Source organism: Tardiphaga robiniae (assembly GCF_001618955.1).
Taxonomy (GTDB): domain Bacteria; phylum Pseudomonadota; class Alphaproteobacteria; order Rhizobiales; family Xanthobacteraceae; genus Tardiphaga; species Tardiphaga robiniae_A.
The window spans coordinates 237,748-252,663 of record NZ_LVYV01000002.1 but is presented as its reverse complement, the minus strand read 5'-3'; the positions used below and the strand labels follow the sequence as shown (position 1 = coordinate 252,663).

13 protein-coding genes are annotated in these 14,916 nt (G+C 63.0%); 2 read left to right on the top strand and 11 right to left on the bottom strand.

Features of this window, described 5'->3' with window-relative positions; all coding sequences use genetic code 11:
- Positions 1-61: 61 nt before the first annotated feature.
- On the bottom strand, positions 62-2,122 hold the full coding sequence (locus A4A58_RS06750) for a PQQ-dependent dehydrogenase, methanol/ethanol family (RefSeq protein ID WP_433993613.1): 2,061 nt from the start codon (positions 2,120-2,122) through the stop codon (positions 62-64).
- Between the two features lie 363 nt (positions 2,123-2,485).
- Between A4A58_RS06750 and A4A58_RS06745 the strand changes: the two genes are divergently transcribed.
- Positions 2,486-4,054, top strand: a complete 1,569-nt coding sequence (locus tag A4A58_RS06745; RefSeq protein ID WP_068730680.1) for a long-chain-fatty-acid--CoA ligase — start codon at positions 2,486-2,488, stop codon at positions 4,052-4,054.
- A gap of 9 nt (positions 4,055-4,063) precedes the next feature.
- Here the strand turns inward: A4A58_RS06745 and A4A58_RS06740 are convergent, their stop codons facing one another.
- From A4A58_RS06740 to A4A58_RS06700, 9 genes are all read right to left on the bottom strand, one after another.
- Positions 4,064-4,864: an NUDIX hydrolase gene (locus A4A58_RS06740; RefSeq protein ID WP_068730679.1), complete on the bottom strand. Its 801-nt coding sequence runs from the start codon at positions 4,862-4,864 to the stop codon at positions 4,064-4,066.
- 161 nt (positions 4,865-5,025) lie between these two features.
- Positions 5,026-5,982, bottom strand: a complete 957-nt coding sequence (locus tag A4A58_RS06735) for a dihydrodipicolinate synthase family protein (protein ID WP_068730745.1) — start codon at positions 5,980-5,982, stop codon at positions 5,026-5,028.
- 79 nt (positions 5,983-6,061) lie between these two features.
- Complete coding sequence (locus A4A58_RS06730) at positions 6,062-6,940, bottom strand: SDR family oxidoreductase (RefSeq protein ID WP_068730678.1); 879 nt, start codon at positions 6,938-6,940, stop codon at positions 6,062-6,064.
- 200 nt (positions 6,941-7,140) lie between these two features.
- Positions 7,141-8,001 carry a MaoC/PaaZ C-terminal domain-containing protein gene (locus A4A58_RS06725; protein WP_068730677.1) on the bottom strand — a complete coding sequence of 287 codons (861 nt, stop codon included), beginning with the start codon at positions 7,999-8,001 and terminating at the stop codon, positions 7,141-7,143.
- 236 nt (positions 8,002-8,237) lie between these two features.
- Entirely contained in the window at positions 8,238-8,627 is a 390-nt protein-coding gene (locus A4A58_RS06720) for a Zn-ribbon domain-containing OB-fold protein (protein WP_068730676.1), read from the bottom strand.
- Entirely contained in the window at positions 8,627-9,775 is a 1,149-nt protein-coding gene (locus A4A58_RS06715; protein WP_068730675.1) for a thiolase domain-containing protein, read from the bottom strand. The genes A4A58_RS06720 and A4A58_RS06715 overlap by 1 nt, the downstream gene beginning before the upstream one ends.
- 1,058 nt (positions 9,776-10,833) lie before the next feature.
- A complete protein-coding gene (locus tag A4A58_RS06710) occupies positions 10,834-11,271 on the bottom strand; it encodes a DUF1489 family protein (protein WP_068730674.1) in 438 nt (145 codons plus the stop codon).
- 50 nt (positions 11,272-11,321) lie between these two features.
- A complete protein-coding gene (locus A4A58_RS06705) occupies positions 11,322-12,275 on the bottom strand; it encodes a hypothetical protein (protein ID WP_068730673.1) in 954 nt (317 codons plus the stop codon).
- Positions 12,276-12,453: 178 nt separating this feature from the next.
- A complete protein-coding gene (locus A4A58_RS06700) occupies positions 12,454-13,110 on the bottom strand; it encodes a glutathione S-transferase family protein (RefSeq protein ID WP_068730672.1) in 657 nt (218 codons plus the stop codon).
- A gap of 128 nt (positions 13,111-13,238) precedes the next feature.
- Between A4A58_RS06700 and A4A58_RS06695 the strand changes: the two genes are divergently transcribed.
- Complete coding sequence (locus A4A58_RS06695) at positions 13,239-13,955, top strand: DUF599 domain-containing protein (RefSeq protein WP_081421764.1); 717 nt, start codon at positions 13,239-13,241, stop codon at positions 13,953-13,955.
- On the opposite strand, the gene A4A58_RS06690 is transcribed toward A4A58_RS06695, so the two are convergent.
- Entirely contained in the window at positions 13,930-14,865 is a 936-nt protein-coding gene (locus A4A58_RS06690) for a hypothetical protein (RefSeq protein WP_068730670.1), read from the bottom strand. The two genes, A4A58_RS06695 and A4A58_RS06690, sit on opposite strands and share 26 nt — an antisense overlap.
- Positions 14,866-14,916 lie beyond the last annotated feature (51 nt).

The window sequence follows — 14,916 nt, the reverse complement described above, 5'->3', positions numbered from 1 at the left end:
CTTCAGCCGCCGGGGGAACATGCTGGACGGCGCGATCGGGCCGAACCGTCCAGCATGGTGTTTATTTCGGCCTAATCGCGTCGGCCGTGCCCTGGATGAAGGCCTGGATCTTGACCACGTCCGCTTCCGTGAGCTTGCCGGTAAAATCAGGCATGCCCTTGCCCTTGAATGGCCCGTTGAACACGATGTCCTTCAGGTTGGTGATGGTCTCGGTGGAGACATAGCCCAGGTTGGGCACATTGCCGCCCTTGTCCACGCCGGGCACGCCGTGGCAGGTCGCACAGGCGTTGACGTAGATCGAAGTCCCCTCCGGCACGTGAGCGGGATCGTATTTGACCCCGGTCAGCAGATTGCCGATCTGGTACTTGGTGAAGGCCGGCAACGGCGCCTTGCCACCAATGGCAAAGGTGTAGACCGTGCCGGGCGCCTCACGATCCGTCGCGCGCTGGGTGATGCCGAACACGCCGCCCCACCCGACCGCCACCGAGACGTATTGTACGCCATCGACCATATAGGTCGCAGGTGCGGCCACCACGCCGGTGCCGACCGGCGTTTCCCAGAGCTTCTCGCCTGTCTTGGCGTTATAGGCGATGAAGCGGCCGTCCGCGGTCCCTTGGAACACGAGATTGCCGGCCGTCGTCAGCGTACCGCCATTCCAGGGCGCGATGTATTCGGCGCGCCATGCTTCTTTCTGCTTCACCGGATCCCACGCGATCAGGCGACCGAATGGTGGGTTCTTCGGCGGCTCGGCGTTGAGCGAGAAGCCGACATTCCAGCCGGTGGTGCCGCCGAACTTGTTCTCCGCCGGCGCATTCTGCACCAGCGTCTTCTCGCCCGTGAGGTTCAAAGGCACACCCTGCGCCGGCAGATAGACCAGCCCGGTTTGCGGATTGAACGACATCGGATGCCAGTTATGGGCACCGAACGGTCCGGGAATGCTGTCGAAGGATTTGTCCGGCGAGCGGGCTTCCGGCACCTCGATGGGTCTTCCGCTGGCATCGTAGCCGGTGGCCCAGTTTACATCGACAAAGTTCTTGGCAGAGATGAACTTGCCGTTGGTGCGGTCGATGACGAAGAAGAAGCCATTCTTCGGCGCATGCAGCACCACCTTGCGCGGCGCGCCGTCGATCGTGAGATCGGCGAGGATCATCGGCTGCGTCGAGGTGTAGTCCCAGTTGTCGCCGGGCGTTTCCTGATAGTGCCAGAGATATTTCCCGGTATCGGCATTCAGCGCGACAATCGAGCCGAGATAGAGATTATCGCCGCCTCCCGGACTGCGCAGATTGCGGTTCCACGGCGAGCCGTTGCCGGTGCCGATATAGACCATGTTCAGATCGGGATCGAAGGTGATCGTATCCCAAGCCGAGCCGCCGCCGCCATTGACCCAGTATTTGCCGGCCGGATCCCAGGTCTTCGCCGCGGCAGCCATCGAGTCGTCCTCGAACGGCTTGGCCGGATCGCCGGGCACCGTGAACCAGCGCCATGCCTGGTTGCCGGTCTCGGCGTCATAGGCCGTCACGTAACCGCGCACGCCATATTCGGCGCCACCATTGCCGATCACCACCTTGCCGTTGAACACGCGCGGCGCGCCGGTGATCGTGTAGGACATCTTGCGATCGATGACGGTGTCCTTCTCCCAGACTTTCGTGCCCGTCGCAGCATCCAGCGCGACCAGCCGTCCGTCATAGGCGCCTACGAAGACCTTACCCTTGTAGAGCGCGACACCGCGGTTCACGACATCGCAGCACCCGCGATAGCCCTTCTCGCGATCTACGCCGGGATCGAAGGTCCATAGCCGCTTGCCGGTGCGGGTATCGACTGCATGCACGACGCTCCAGGGCGCAGATACATACATGATGCCGTCCACGACCAGCGGCGTCGCCTCGACGCCGCGGATGGACTCCAGATTGTAGGTCCACATCAGGCCGATATCTTTGACATTCTCGGCCGTGATCTGATTGAGCTTGCTGAAACGTGTCTCGGCATAATCGAGGCCGTAAGTCGGCCAGTCCTTGGACGTCGCCGTATTGGCCGTGATCGCTGCACTATCGATTGCCGATGTAACCGCCTTGATATGATCCGGTGTGCCCTTGGACTGCGCGTTGGCAGCACCGCCCAACAACGTTGCACTAAATGCGACTGCGATGGATGTTCGGAGCCAACGGTGCGGTATGATATGTGAGTTGAGTGTCCCGTTGAAAAATGGACGCGAAGACGCGCCCCGACGAGCAAGCTGTCTCATGCATTTCACTCCCAATGGCCTCTGGCGGGCCTGTCACGATGTTACGCGCAAGAGTTGAATCGTCAACAGATGAGAACAGTTCCAGATTTTTCTCTGACGCGTTTTGCATCGCAAAGCTCGTGCAAATCCTTTGAACCATCTGGTGAGATATAAGCGATCGGCTACGCTTGCCCGCCCCTCACCTATCGTTATGATCGCGCGACAGAGATGCGCACAGCATCCGCAGTATCGAGGGGAAACGCCATGAACATCACGCAGGGCTTGCGCCGTGCGCTGCAAACCAGCCCGCAGACGATAGCGACCATCGATGGCGATCGCCGCCGGACATGGCGCGAGGTTGGAGATCGCGTTGCGCGGCTCGCCGGTGCGCTGCAAAAGCTTGGAGTCAAGCACGGCGACCGCGTGGCGGTGCTGATGCTGAACTCCGACCGCTATCTCGAACTCTATCTGGGTATCGCTTGGGCCGGCGCTGTGATCGTGCCGACCAATGTGCGCTGGAGTCAGGCCGAAATTCTCGACTCCCTGCTCGACTGCCGCGCCAGCGCGCTGGTCGTCGACAGTGCCTTCGCCGCCATGGGCGTCGAACTCGCCAAGGCCATGCCGCTCACGCTGGTCTATGCGGACGACGAAAAGGGTCCCGCGGAAGCGCATAATTACGATGAACTCGTCAAGTCGACAGAGCCGGTGCCGGATGCGATGCGGACACGCGAGGATCTAGCAGGTATCTTTTACACCGGCGGAACGACAGGCCGCTCCAAGGGCGTGATGCTGAGCCACGGCAATATCATGAGCAACTCGCTGCACATGATGAGCGAAGGCCTGCTGCCTTACGGCTCGGTCTATCTCAACGCCGCACCGATGTTTCACGTCGCCAATGGCGGCGTGATGTTCACCTCACTGGCCTCTGGCGGCACCAATGTCATCGTCCGGATGTTCAATCCGGAGCTGGTGATGCAGACCATCGCCCGCGAGAAAGTATCGGCGACGTTGATCGTTCCGACCATGATCCAGATGCTGGTCGATCACCCCACATTCGCATCGGCCGATTTCTCCTCGCTCAAGCTGATGATGTACGGCGCCTCGCCAATCAACGAAGCGCTCCTGAAGCGCGCGATGGCCGGCATGCCCGGGACCGAATTCCATCAGCTCTACGGCATGACCGAATTGTCGCCGCTGGCGACGCACCTGCCGTGGGATCAGCATTTCGGCGAGCAGGCTGCTGCGAAGAACCGACAGCGCGCCTGCGGCCGCGCGGCAATCGGCTGCGAGGCGCGTATCGTCGACGCCAATCGCAAGCCTGTGCCGAATGGTGAAGTCGGCGAGGTCGCCGTGCGCGGCCAGAACGTGATGATGGGATATTGGGAGCGGCCGGAGGAAACAGCCAAGGCGATCATCGACGGCTGGATGCACACCGGCGACGGCGGCTACATGGACGATGAAGGCTATATTTATCTCGTCGACCGGATGAAGGACATGATCATCTCCGGCGGCGAGAACGTCTACTCTACCGAAGTCGAGAATGTCGTTGCTCAACATCCCGCCGTAGCGCAATGCGCCGTGATCGGCATTCCCGACCCGCAGTGGGGCGAGACCGTGCATGCGCTCGTCATTCCGAAGCCCGGTGCGAGTGTCAATGCCGCCGAGATCATCGCCTTCTGCAAGGAGAAGATCGCCGGTTACAAGTGCCCACGCAGCGTGGACGTGCGCAGCGAGCCCTTCCCGCTGTCGGGTGCCGGCAAGGTGCTGAAGCGCGAGCTGCGACGGCCATTCTGGGAGAATGCCGCAGCAGCGCCGCAAGCCAGGGCGGGATAGACCTGAGCGCTACGGCGCGCCGGTGAGTTCGAACACCTCGCCGTCGTAGCCCGCCTCAAGCGGGATTCGCAGCTGGCGCTTGTCACCATCGCGCGTAACGATGGGCGTGACGCTGACGATGGTGCTGCGGTTGGCATCGTCGAGTGCCCCCGCGACGCTGGGTTGCTTGCCGAGCTTGATCAGATTGCGCGTGGTCGGGAACGGCAAGGTGAAACGGCCGGACGCCCCGCCCTCCAATGCTTCGCGCGGCGACAGCCAGATCGAGTCTGTGGATTCCTTGCCGTCATGCATGCCGACCTGCTCGGGCGGCGCCTCGGCGAGGAAGAACCATGTGTCGAACCGCTTCTTCATGCCCTCCGGCGTGATCCAGTGCGCATAGGGCACGAGCAGATCGAGCGCGAGTTCGAGATCGTTCTCGGCGATGATATCGGCGAATTTGACCTTGCCCTCGTTCAGCGCGTCGCGATGCTGATCGGCGATGGCGCTCGCCTTCGTCGCGGCGATCAGGTCGTTAGAGCCGCGCGGTCGCGCCAGCAGGATGCGGCTTTCCTCGAAAGTCTCGCGGATCGCGGCGATCTTGAAAGCCAGCGCATCGGGATCGAGGCCGTCACCGCCGCTATATAGGTTCGGCTGCGTACCGATCTCGCGATCTCCGGCATCGACGCTGCCGCCGGGAAACACCAGTGCGCCCGATGCGAATTCGATCTGATAGTGCCGCACCATCATGAAGACGTCGATGGCGTCGGTTGCACCCTTGCGCAGCAGGAGGATGGTGGAAGCAGGACGCACAACGCCGGGCTCGCTTGGCATTCAGTTTCTCCCTGATCGGCATTCTTTGATGCCTGTTGTGCCGGCGATCGCCGACCTCTCGTTTGTCATGCCCGGACTTGATCCGGGCATCCATCTTTTACTTGGCAACCCTGAAGATGGATGGCCGGGTCAAGCCCGGCCATGACACTTCTGGGGAGTTGTTAACCCGCAGCGCTCGACTGCGGCGCGATGTTCGCGCGTTTGTCGTAGCGCGCGACGCGCGAGAGGAGATAATCGACCTCTGCCTTCGCCTGCGCCGTGATCGCCACACCCGGCTTGCGCTGCGCGCTTGATGCAATAACGCCGCGCTTCTGCAGCACATATTTCCGGACCGCGAGGCCGATGCCGAGCTGCTGCTCGTAGCGGATCAGCGGCAGATGAGCATCGAACAAATCGTGTGCCTTGTCGCGCTCGCCCTTCTTCGAGAGATTGACGACGTCGATCAGCAGTTCAGGGAAGGCATAACCCGTCATCGCGCCATCAGCGCCGCGTTCCATTTCGAAATCCAGGAACACGCCGCCATTGCCGGTCAGGATCGAGGTTTCGCGCAAGCTGCCGTCCTTCTGGAAGTTGCACAGCGCGGTGATCTTCTCCAGGCCCGGCCAGTCCTCGTGCTTCAGCATCACGCAGGACTTGGAGTCCATGATGATCTTGCGGATCACCGCAGGTGTCATCACCACGGTGAGGGTTAGCGGATAATCCTGCAGCACCCACGGCACGTCGTCGCCGATAGCGTCCACCGCCTGCTTGAAATAGTTGGTGATCTGGTCGTCGGTACGCAGATGCGGCGGCGGGGCGATCATGACGCCGGCAGCGCCGGCATCCATCGACTTCAGCGCCAGCGAACGCATGGCGGCGAAACCGGGGGCGGAAACGCCGACGATGATCTGCATCTTGTCGCCGGCGCGCTTGATGAAGCGGGTGGCCACGGCCTCGGACTCGGCCCCCTCCAGCTTCGGCGCCTCGCCCATGATGCCGAGCACGGTCACGCCGTTGCAGCCGACCTGGGCGTAGAAATCCGTCAGGCCATCGATCGATTTGTCGTCGATGCGGCCGTCGTCGAGGAACGGGGTCGGTGCGATGGCGAAGGTGCCGGCGGCTTTGGCGGTCAGTTTCATCATGGGCCTCTGTGAATGGATGCAGGCAGTCTACCGGGAAATATCGGGTCTGTCCGCCCGAACCGGGCCTAGATGCCCCTCAAAAACGCCGTGCCCCGTGCTGGCTGGCTTCCTCCGAGAAAAAGATCTCGCCGGCATGGGTCACCACGTCCTGCGCGCTCCAGCCGTCATGGGGCGGTTTCCAGCCCTCCATTTCCATCATCTTCATCTCGCGGACGCCACGCGGGCCGGACACGCCGAGAACCTTGCCGGTCTGGCTGCCTGAGAGATCGCTGACCATGTAGAGCACCGCCGGCGCGATACCGTCCGGCCCCAGCGCTGCACCAGGATTTTCGATATAGCGCGGCAGATCCGCGGTCATGCGGGTCAGCGCGCCCGGCGCCAGCGTCCAGACGCGGATGTTGTATTTGCGGCCCTCGATGGCCAGCACATTGGACAGGCCCCAGATGCCGCCTTTGGCTGCGCCGTAATTGCTCTGGCCGAAATTGCCGATCAGGCCAGAGGTCGAGGACGTGTTGACGATGACGCCGCCGCCGTTTTCCTTCATCCATTTGAAGGCCGGCTGGGTGACGCAGAACGTGCCCTTGAGATGCACCTTCATCACCTTGTCCCACGCCGCCTCAGACGCCTTGGCGAAGGTCTGGTCGAGCAGGATGCCGGCATTGTTGACAAGGATGTCGACCTTGCCGAACGCCTTGATGGCATCGTCGAACACCGACTGGCCGCCTGATATGGTCGAGATGTCCGAGCCGTTGGCGACCGCCTTGCCGCCTTCCTTCTTGATGGCGTCAACCACCTGCTGCGCCATGGAGAGGTCGGAGCCGGAGCCATCGCGCGGGCCGCCGAGATCGTTGACCACCACGGATGCGCCCTCGCGCGCGAACAATTTGGCATAGGCTTCACCGAGGCCGCCACCGGCGCCTGTGATGATGGCGACCTTGCCGTCGAGAAGACCCATGACGTTCTCCCTGTGTTTTTGTTTTTTGTTATTCAGCTTCGTCATTCCGGGGCGGGACCGACGCCGCAGGCGACGGGACCGAGCCCGGAATCCCGACATGTTCATCACCTCATACGTCCCGGGCGGAGACAGGTGATGAGCATTTCGAGGTTCCGGGTTCGCGCGCGAAGATGCGCGCGCCCCGGAACGACAGTACGTAGCTACGCCAGCACCGTCTTGCCGCTCTTGATCACGGTGACGTTGCGTTCTTTCACCTTGGCTTCGAACGACACGACCTTGCCGTCCTTCCACAGATCCATGCTGACGGTCTCGCCCGGAAACACCGGCGACGAGAACCTGACCGCATGCTGCTTGAAGGCCGAGGGATCGTAATCGGCGTAGGTCTGCAGCACGCCGCGGCAGGTCAGGCCGTAGGTGCACATGCCATGCAGGATCGGCCGCGGGAAGCCGGCGCGCTTGGCGAATTCGGGATCGGAATGCAGCGGATTGCGGTCGCCGCACAGGCGATAGATCAGCGCCTGGTCCGGCCGCGTGGTGATATCCACGGTCTGGTCCGGCGCGCGCTTCGGCATCGCATGCGGTTCGGGCTGGCCTTCGGACTTGCCGCCGAAGCCGCCATCGCCGCGGGCGAAACGCGACGCCACCAACGTCGCCAGCGCCTCGCCGGCTTCATCGCGCAGGATCGTCTGATGCAGGATCACCGCGCCCTTGTCGGCGCCCTTGTCGAACACGCCGAGCACGCTGCTATCGGCGGTGATCTTCGCAGCCACCGGCAGCGGCTTGTGGAAGGTGATGTCGCGCTCGCCGTCGACCACGAGCAATTTGTTGAGATTCATCTCGCCCGGGCCCGAACCCCATGCCGCGACCGAGGCGTAGGTCGGCACGACTTTCAGCGGACGCGGCGTGTAGGTGCCCTCGTTGACGAAAGCGAGTTCCTTTTCGTCCATCGGATCGGCGCCCATGCCGATGCCGTAGGCGTAGAGCATCACTTCGCGATCGGTCCAGGCATACTTCTGGCCGATGTTCTTCATCGCCATCAGGGCTTCGTAGTTGATGGGCATTGATGGATGACTCCCTTGTTATTGTTGTTTCGGGCGCCAGTCGCAGCGCCCTCTCCCCAGTGCGAAGCGAAGCTTCGCTAGGTGGGAGAGGGCTACGCGGAAGCCCACTCCACACTTTGCAGGGAGAGGGGTAGCCGCAAGCACCGCCCTCTCCCGTCTCGAACCGCTCCGCGGTTCGATCCACCCTCTCCCGCGGCGCGCAGCTTCGCTGCGCTGGGGGAGAGGGGAAGTAAGAGCTACGCCGGCGTGAAGAACGGCAGCGGCGCGCCGTCGGTGGGCTTCCACACCAGTTTCACCTTCTGGCCGATCTTCAGACTGCCCGGATCGCAATCCACGATGTTGGTCTGCACCGAGGGGCCTTCCTTCAGCGTCACATAGGCGATCACGTAAGGGCCGGTCGCCGACTTGCGCATGTGGCTGTAGGTGTAGATCTCGCCCTCGCCCGACGACTGCTCCCATTCGGTCTTGTCGGAGAAGCAGAACGGACAGATCGCGCGCGGGAAGAAATGCGCTTCGCCGCAGGTCGTGCAGCGCTTGATCATGAACTTGCCATCCTTGGCCGCATCCCAGAACGGCTGCGATTCAGGGTTGCCCACGGGGGTCGGATACTTCTTGGCTTCAGTCATTACACGCGCTCCAGAATAGCGGTCGATGCGGCGTGGCGCACGCCGAGCAGGCCTCCGGTGCCATGCGCAATCGCGAGATCGCAATTCGGCACCTGCACCTTGGGATGGGCTTCGCCGCGCAGCTGGCGCACGGCTTCGAGGATCTTGGTCATGCCGCCGCGATTGACGGGATGGTTGCTGCAGAGACCGCCGCCATCGGTGTTGAACGGCAGCTTGCCGACACCCGAGATCAGGTTGCCGTCGGAGACGAACTTGCCGCCATCGCCCTTCTTGCAGAAGCCGAGGTCTTCGAGCTGCATCAGAACGGTGATGGTGAAGCTGTCATAGATCGACGCGTACTTCATGTCCTGCGGAGTCACGCCCGCTTCCTCGAACGCGCGCGGACCGGACCACACACCCGCGGAATAAGTGAGGTCGAGATCCTTGCCGCCGCGCGGACCCTTCATCGCTTCGCCGTGGCCGATCAGACGCACCAGCGGCTTCTTCAGGCTCTTGGCGATTTCGGGCGTGGTCACGATCATCGCGCCGCCGCCGTCACTGACGACGCAGCAATCCATGCGGTGCAGCGGATCGGAGATCATCGGCGAGTTCAGCACGTCCTCGACGGTGACCACGTCCTTGAGCATCGCGTGCGGGTTGTATTGCGCGTGATGCGAGGCCGCGACCTTGATCCAGGCGAGTTGTTCGCTGGTCGTACCGTAGTCGTGCATGTGACGCATGGCACACATGCCATAGGCATTGTGCGTGGTGGCGCCATAAGCAGTCTCGAAATCGGCTTCAGCGCCCTGCAGACGCGGCGGCATCACGCCGGTGCGCGGCTTGCCGGCCAGTGTGACGAGTGCGATCGAGCACTTGCCGGCGGCAATCGCCTGCGCGGCATGGCCGAGATGGATGATGTAGGAGCAGCCGCCGGTCTCGGTGGAGTCGACGTGACGCGGCTTGAGGCCAAGATAATCGACCATCGGCCACAGGCCTCCCTGCGCATCGCCCGCACAGAAATAGCCGTCGACATCCTTATGCGTGAGACCTGCATCCTCAAGCGCGCCCTTGGCGACTTCGGCATGCAACTGCGCAATGGATTTGTCCGGCGCATGCCGGGTCGGGTGTTCGTAGATGCCGGCGATATATGCCTTGCCCTTGATGCTCAAACGTCTCTCCGATTGGTGTTTCGTCCCAGTTCAGTTTTTTGTGACCTTTCACGGCAGCCTTGGCAAGCGACAACATTTCACGCTGCGGACGTGAATTTCACAGAGCGGAATGGATGGGGCTGGATCGCCACGGTTTTTGCTGATGCGGTAGCGACTTCGTGGTGACTGCCTGTGAGCTCTCACAAAAGCGGTGGTCTGGATTTCCGGAAGTGGTGGGCTGAACGGCGCCGACGACCGTGCGCGTTACGCGCGGGCCGCGACATTCGATGCGGATTCAACTGTCAAACAGCCACTGCCCTTCAGACATGCGTCATCACCCCCATTGTTTGCGGCGCGGGGGCGCCGTCGTCTCCTGCATTCCCTGCCCCCTGTGAGAGGGCGTGCGGAACGCCAGGTGCCCGTTGCACCCTTGGGCCTGATGCGAATGCGGTACTCCGCAGGTGAGTGCATCAGGACTTTCGGAGGCGCCGAGCAAGTGCCCGACGTTCCGCATGCGGTGTTTTTTCGGTTGCTTGCGCTTCGCCATGGCGAACGATCCGATCACCAAAATACAGTCCCAAGGCGAAGGGACAGGGTGCCTCAAGCGAGTAAGCCGAACGCGTTTTGACTTGGTCGTCCGTCACACTGTCCAGGGGGTTGTCCATCCGAAGGCCGGCCGTCTCCTTGCCACTGGCAGTGCTGGCGCAGATCCGTCCTGCCCGAAGACAGACGTCACCCATGAACCGCGTGACGCCGCATCTCCGGCGTCCACCGCATCCTGCCCCGCGAACGTGACGATCGCGATCGCCCCTCTCGGTGGGGCAGGACGAAAGGGAATATAAACCTTATGGGGATGTTGTCAACGGAGAATAGGAAAAAATGTTTGGGCGCTGTCTTGCCGCCCCACCCCCGTCATTCCGGGGCGGGACCGGCGCCGGAGGCGACGGGACCGAGCCCGGAATCTCGACCTGTTCAGCGCAAAACACTTCAAGATTCCGGGTTCGCGCTCTGCCGGCTTCGCCGGCGACGCACGCCCCGGAATGACGAGGCTGGAGCAATGATGACGAGCGAGCCCTGCCCTACAGCAGCCCCAGTTCCCGCAGCTCGCGCCGCATCGGCTCCGGCATTGCCTCGATACTCGCGGCAGCCTTGCCGAGATCCGGCGGGGCGTCCTTGTCGGTGAGATAGCGCCAGCCCTGGAACGGACGCAGCGGGCGCGGCGCGACGGTGACGGGTTTCGGCTGCATCACCAGGCGACAGCGATTGATACCGTCGCTATCGCGGAACGGTTCGATCGCAAGAATCTTTTCGCGCAGCGCGATCTCGCCCTTGATCACCCAGTAGAGCGAACCGCCGTCGAGCAGTTCGACATCGCGTTTCGGCACCATGCGGGTGATGTGGATGTGATGCTGGGGTGCGCCGCGCGCTTTCGCGGCACGCATGCGTTCGGAGAGATAGCTCTTGAAATCCGCGATGGATTCGCAGCCGACGGCGAGCTTGATGAGATGCAGGGGCATGGGTCAGAAATCGGCAGTGCGACGCGGTTTTACAAGGCGTTATCCACCGCTCAGTTATCGGCCGGCGGAGCCTCCGGTGCAAGCTGCACGGGCGCTGGGGCGGCAGGCGCCTGTGGACGAGCGGCGGTCTTCGGCGCGGGCTGCTTCTTCGCGGCAGCAGGCGGCGGCGTTGCCGTCGCGGCGCGCGGCGCAGGCGCCTGCGCATTGGCGGCCGCCGGTGGCTTCACGGGCGTTTCCGTCATGATCGAGATCGGCGGGATCGAGGACGAGGACGGAAAATCGGCCGTGGTCGGCTTGCCGGTCGGAACCGACGCCGGCAATCCGGCCAGCGCGCCCGTCGCAGCGGCTGCAGCCGCAGGCGGCGCGTTCCAGCCGGGCGCATAGCGCGTCACGAGACCCTCATAGGTCCGCTCTTCCATATTCGCAGCAATCCGCTTGTGATCGGTCAGCGCGGCATAGGCAGCGCAGCTCTCCGGCATGCAGCGATCGCGCGATTGCAACACATAGGCAATCAGACCGTAGCGATCGCGCTCGACCGCGCGGCGCAGCCCCGCCAGTTCAGGCATCATGGATTTATTCGCTGCGGCGACATCGCCATACGACGTCAAACGATTGATCTGCGCAGCCGAGGCCGATACGGCAGCCGCCACCGAATCCGCCGAGCCGAACAGCACCTTCTCGCAGCCCGCGAGCACCATATCGCCGGCGAGATCGTCGAGACAGGACAGCGCCGGCAGCGAGGCATTCACCTGAGGCGCCGCAACGGCGGCGTGCGAGGCGTCCTGCCCTGCGGTTTCGGATTTGCGCAGTGTCGCCGCAGCGGCAACGCCGATCGCCAACAGCGTGATCACGGTCAACGCGCCATTGGCGACGGACTTCTCGGCGCGCAGCAGCGTCGCTAGCACGATCAGGGCGAAGAAGATGGAGGCAGCCAGCGCGAGCCACATCGGAAGCGTCGGCGCGCGCCAGATTTGATCGAGCGAATTCGCCCATACCCCGTTCATCGAGTCGTCCCCGCAGATGTGGAAGCCAATTTTCCAAAGAAAGCCCTGCTTCCGAAGAAAATGCTTCCAAAGAAAGTCGGGCTGCCATGAACCCGCAATATGCGGTTGTTATGGCACGGCCCCGGTCATGACGAAATCGTGGCGGCGCGAACCGGGACCCGTTCCAACCGAAAACGCTTTAGTCGTCCTCGAAGCGCGGGATGACGATGGTTTCGGCAAGGCCCTCGTCGGTCCATTGCCGGAACGCCGGCAGCGCCTGCATCGTATCCATATACGCACGGGCTTCCGGCGCGACATCGATGTCGTAGGTCAGGAACCGGTGCACCACCGGTGCATACATGGCATCTGCACCGCTGAAGGCGCCGAACAGATACGGTCCATACTTGCCATAACGCGCGCGGCAATCGGCCCAGATCTGCTGGATGCGCCGGATATTGGCCTTGGCATCGTCGGACAGCGCCTTCGCCCGGACCGGCCGGTGCAGGTTCATACCGCATTCGTTGCGCAGCGGCATGAAGCCGGAATGCATCTCGGCGGATACCGAACGCGCATGGGCGCGCGCAGCTTGGTCTTCCGGCCAGAGCTTTGCATCCGGAAAACGCTCGGCGGCATATTCGATGATCGCCAGCGAATCCCACACCGTGATCTCGCCATCGACGAGCGCCGGCACCTTACCGGACGGGGTCACATCGAGAATGCGCTGCTTGTCGGCAGCATCCGTGTACAGCGGGACAAACACCTCCGCGAAGGGGATGCCGGCAGCCTTCAGCGCAACCCATGGCCGCATCGACCACGACGAATAATTCTTGTTTCCGATCACCAGCGACAGCGACATCAACCACTCCTTGCGAGACCGGTAAATTGCCACGCATGCGCCTCTGCAAGCAAGCCGCGTGCACAGGCTTGTTGCTGCATCACGGCATGCGTGGCAGAAGTGCCAACTGATACAATGGGTGCTTCATGATCAACTATTCCTGGGTCGACGTCTTCGCGCTGGGCTTCTTCATCCTGGAGTGGACGACCTATGCGATCACGCTGGAGCACACAAAATACGGCCGCGACAGCCTGTCGGCGCGCATGCACGCCTATCGCGAGGTCTGGATGCGCCGCCTGCTGGAGCGCGAGGCGCGCATCGTCGACACCCATATCATGACATCGCTGCAGAACGGCACCGCGTGGTTCGCCTCCACGACGCTGATCGCCATCGGCGGCTCGCTGGCGCTGCTGCGCGCCACCAACGAAGTGATGCCGATGATGCAGAACCTGCCGCTCGGCTTCAACACGACGCCCGGCATGTGGGAGATCAAGTGCTTCGGGCTGATTTTGATTTTCGTCTACGCGTTCTTCAAATTCGCCTGGTCATACCGGTTGTTCAACTACGTCGCGATCCTGATCGGCGCGATGCCGCTGGCCTCGAAGCGCGACACGCCGGAGGCCGAAGCGCATGTGGTGCGCACGACGCGGATGTTCGGCGCGGCGGCCCGGCACTTCAACCGCGGGCAGCGCGCTTTCTTCTTCGCGCTCGGCTATCTCGGCTGGTTCGTCAGCCCCTGGGTGTTTCTGGTCTCGACGGCAGCAGTGGTGATCGTGACCTGGCGCCGGCAGTTCGCCTCCAATGCCTGGCAGGCCATGGCACCGGATGCCGAAATCAGGGTTACCCCGCGAAATCCTGCGGCGTAAAATCGAGATCGAGCACTTTCCACTCGTCGTATTTGTCGGCTGGCAGCATCGCATAGGGCTGGCAGGCTTCCAGCGCCTGTTTGGCTGCCTGCATCAAGAGCGCGGCCTTGGCCGGCCGCCGCACCTCGATCACCGTGGGCTCGGCAACCAGCCGGCCATCCGGCGAGAACACGGCGCGCAGCTTGACCTTGGCGTCATCGCCGCGCGCGACGGTGGTGGGCAATTTCGAACAGCTCCGCAGATGACGCCGGAACGCGGCGATATCCAGCTTCGACAGATCCGCCTGCTCTGACGCGGCCCCGCCGCCAAAGCCTTCCGGTAAGCCCAGCATGACGCCGTATTTCACGGTGATATCGGCCTCGGGCTGCGGCGGCACCTGCTGTGGGCTGGGCTGCGATGCCGGCGGCTGAGCCTGCAAGGCGGCCTGCTGCTGCAGCGAAGGCTGCGCCGCGGGCGGCAGTGACTGAGGCGGCGTTGCGGGAGTGGCCTGCGGCTGTTGCTGGGCTTGCTGCTGAGGCGGCGGCGGTTGCTGGGCGGCCTGTTGCTGCGGTGACGGTGCGGGTTGCTGCGGCGACGTCTTTTGCGGCTGCGGCGGGGTGTTTTGCGCCGACGACTGCGGTTTGGCGGCGACGGCCTGCGTCTTCTGCTCTTCCAGGGTCGGCTTGTTGGTCAAATCAGGCAGCCGAAATTCCGGCTTTTCCGGTTCGGGCTTTTTCTCTGGCTCCGGCGGCGTCTCCTCGGCCTTCTTCTCCGCCTCTGCGAGCTGCTGCGGCGTTACCAGATCGACGGCAACGCTCTCCTCATGCTGCTCCATCGGACGCGCATCGGCGAAATAGACCCCGGCCGCCAAAGCGAGGTGGCCGACCACCGAGACGGCAATCGCTGCGCGGATGAGGTGCCTTGGTTCCATGGGGCTAATGAGACTTCTATACGCCGACTGGCGCGATCATAGCGTCGTGCC

What these genes read in the sequence shown, in the direction of transcription:
- A4A58_RS06730 (WP_068730678.1), bottom strand. Translation starts at nt 6,940, where the DNA reads ATGGGTCTTCTCGACGGCAAGGTCGCCATCATCACAGGCGCCGGTGGC.
- A4A58_RS06720 (WP_068730676.1), bottom strand. Translation starts at nt 8,627, where the DNA reads ATGACTGAAGCCAAGAAGTATCCGACCCCCGTGGGCAACCCTGAATCG.
- A4A58_RS06705 (WP_068730673.1), bottom strand. Translation starts at nt 12,275, where the DNA reads ATGAACGGGGTATGGGCGAATTCGCTCGATCAAATCTGGCGCGCGCCG.
- A4A58_RS06745 (WP_068730680.1), top strand. Translation starts at nt 2,486, where the DNA reads ATGAACATCACGCAGGGCTTGCGCCGTGCGCTGCAAACCAGCCCGCAG.
- A4A58_RS06690 (WP_068730670.1), bottom strand. Translation starts at nt 14,865, where the DNA reads ATGGAACCAAGGCACCTCATCCGCGCAGCGATTGCCGTCTCGGTGGTC.
- A4A58_RS06735 (WP_068730745.1), bottom strand. Translation starts at nt 5,982, where the DNA reads ATGAAACTGACCGCCAAAGCCGCCGGCACCTTCGCCATCGCACCGACC.
- A4A58_RS06700 (WP_068730672.1), bottom strand. Translation starts at nt 13,110, where the DNA reads ATGTCGCTGTCGCTGGTGATCGGAAACAAGAATTATTCGTCGTGGTCG.
- A4A58_RS06725 (WP_068730677.1), bottom strand. Translation starts at nt 8,001, where the DNA reads ATGCCCATCAACTACGAAGCCCTGATGGCGATGAAGAACATCGGCCAG.
- A4A58_RS06740 (WP_068730679.1), bottom strand. Translation starts at nt 4,864, where the DNA reads ATGCCAAGCGAGCCCGGCGTTGTGCGTCCTGCTTCCACCATCCTCCTG.
- A4A58_RS06710 (WP_068730674.1), bottom strand. Translation starts at nt 11,271, where the DNA reads ATGCCCCTGCATCTCATCAAGCTCGCCGTCGGCTGCGAATCCATCGCG.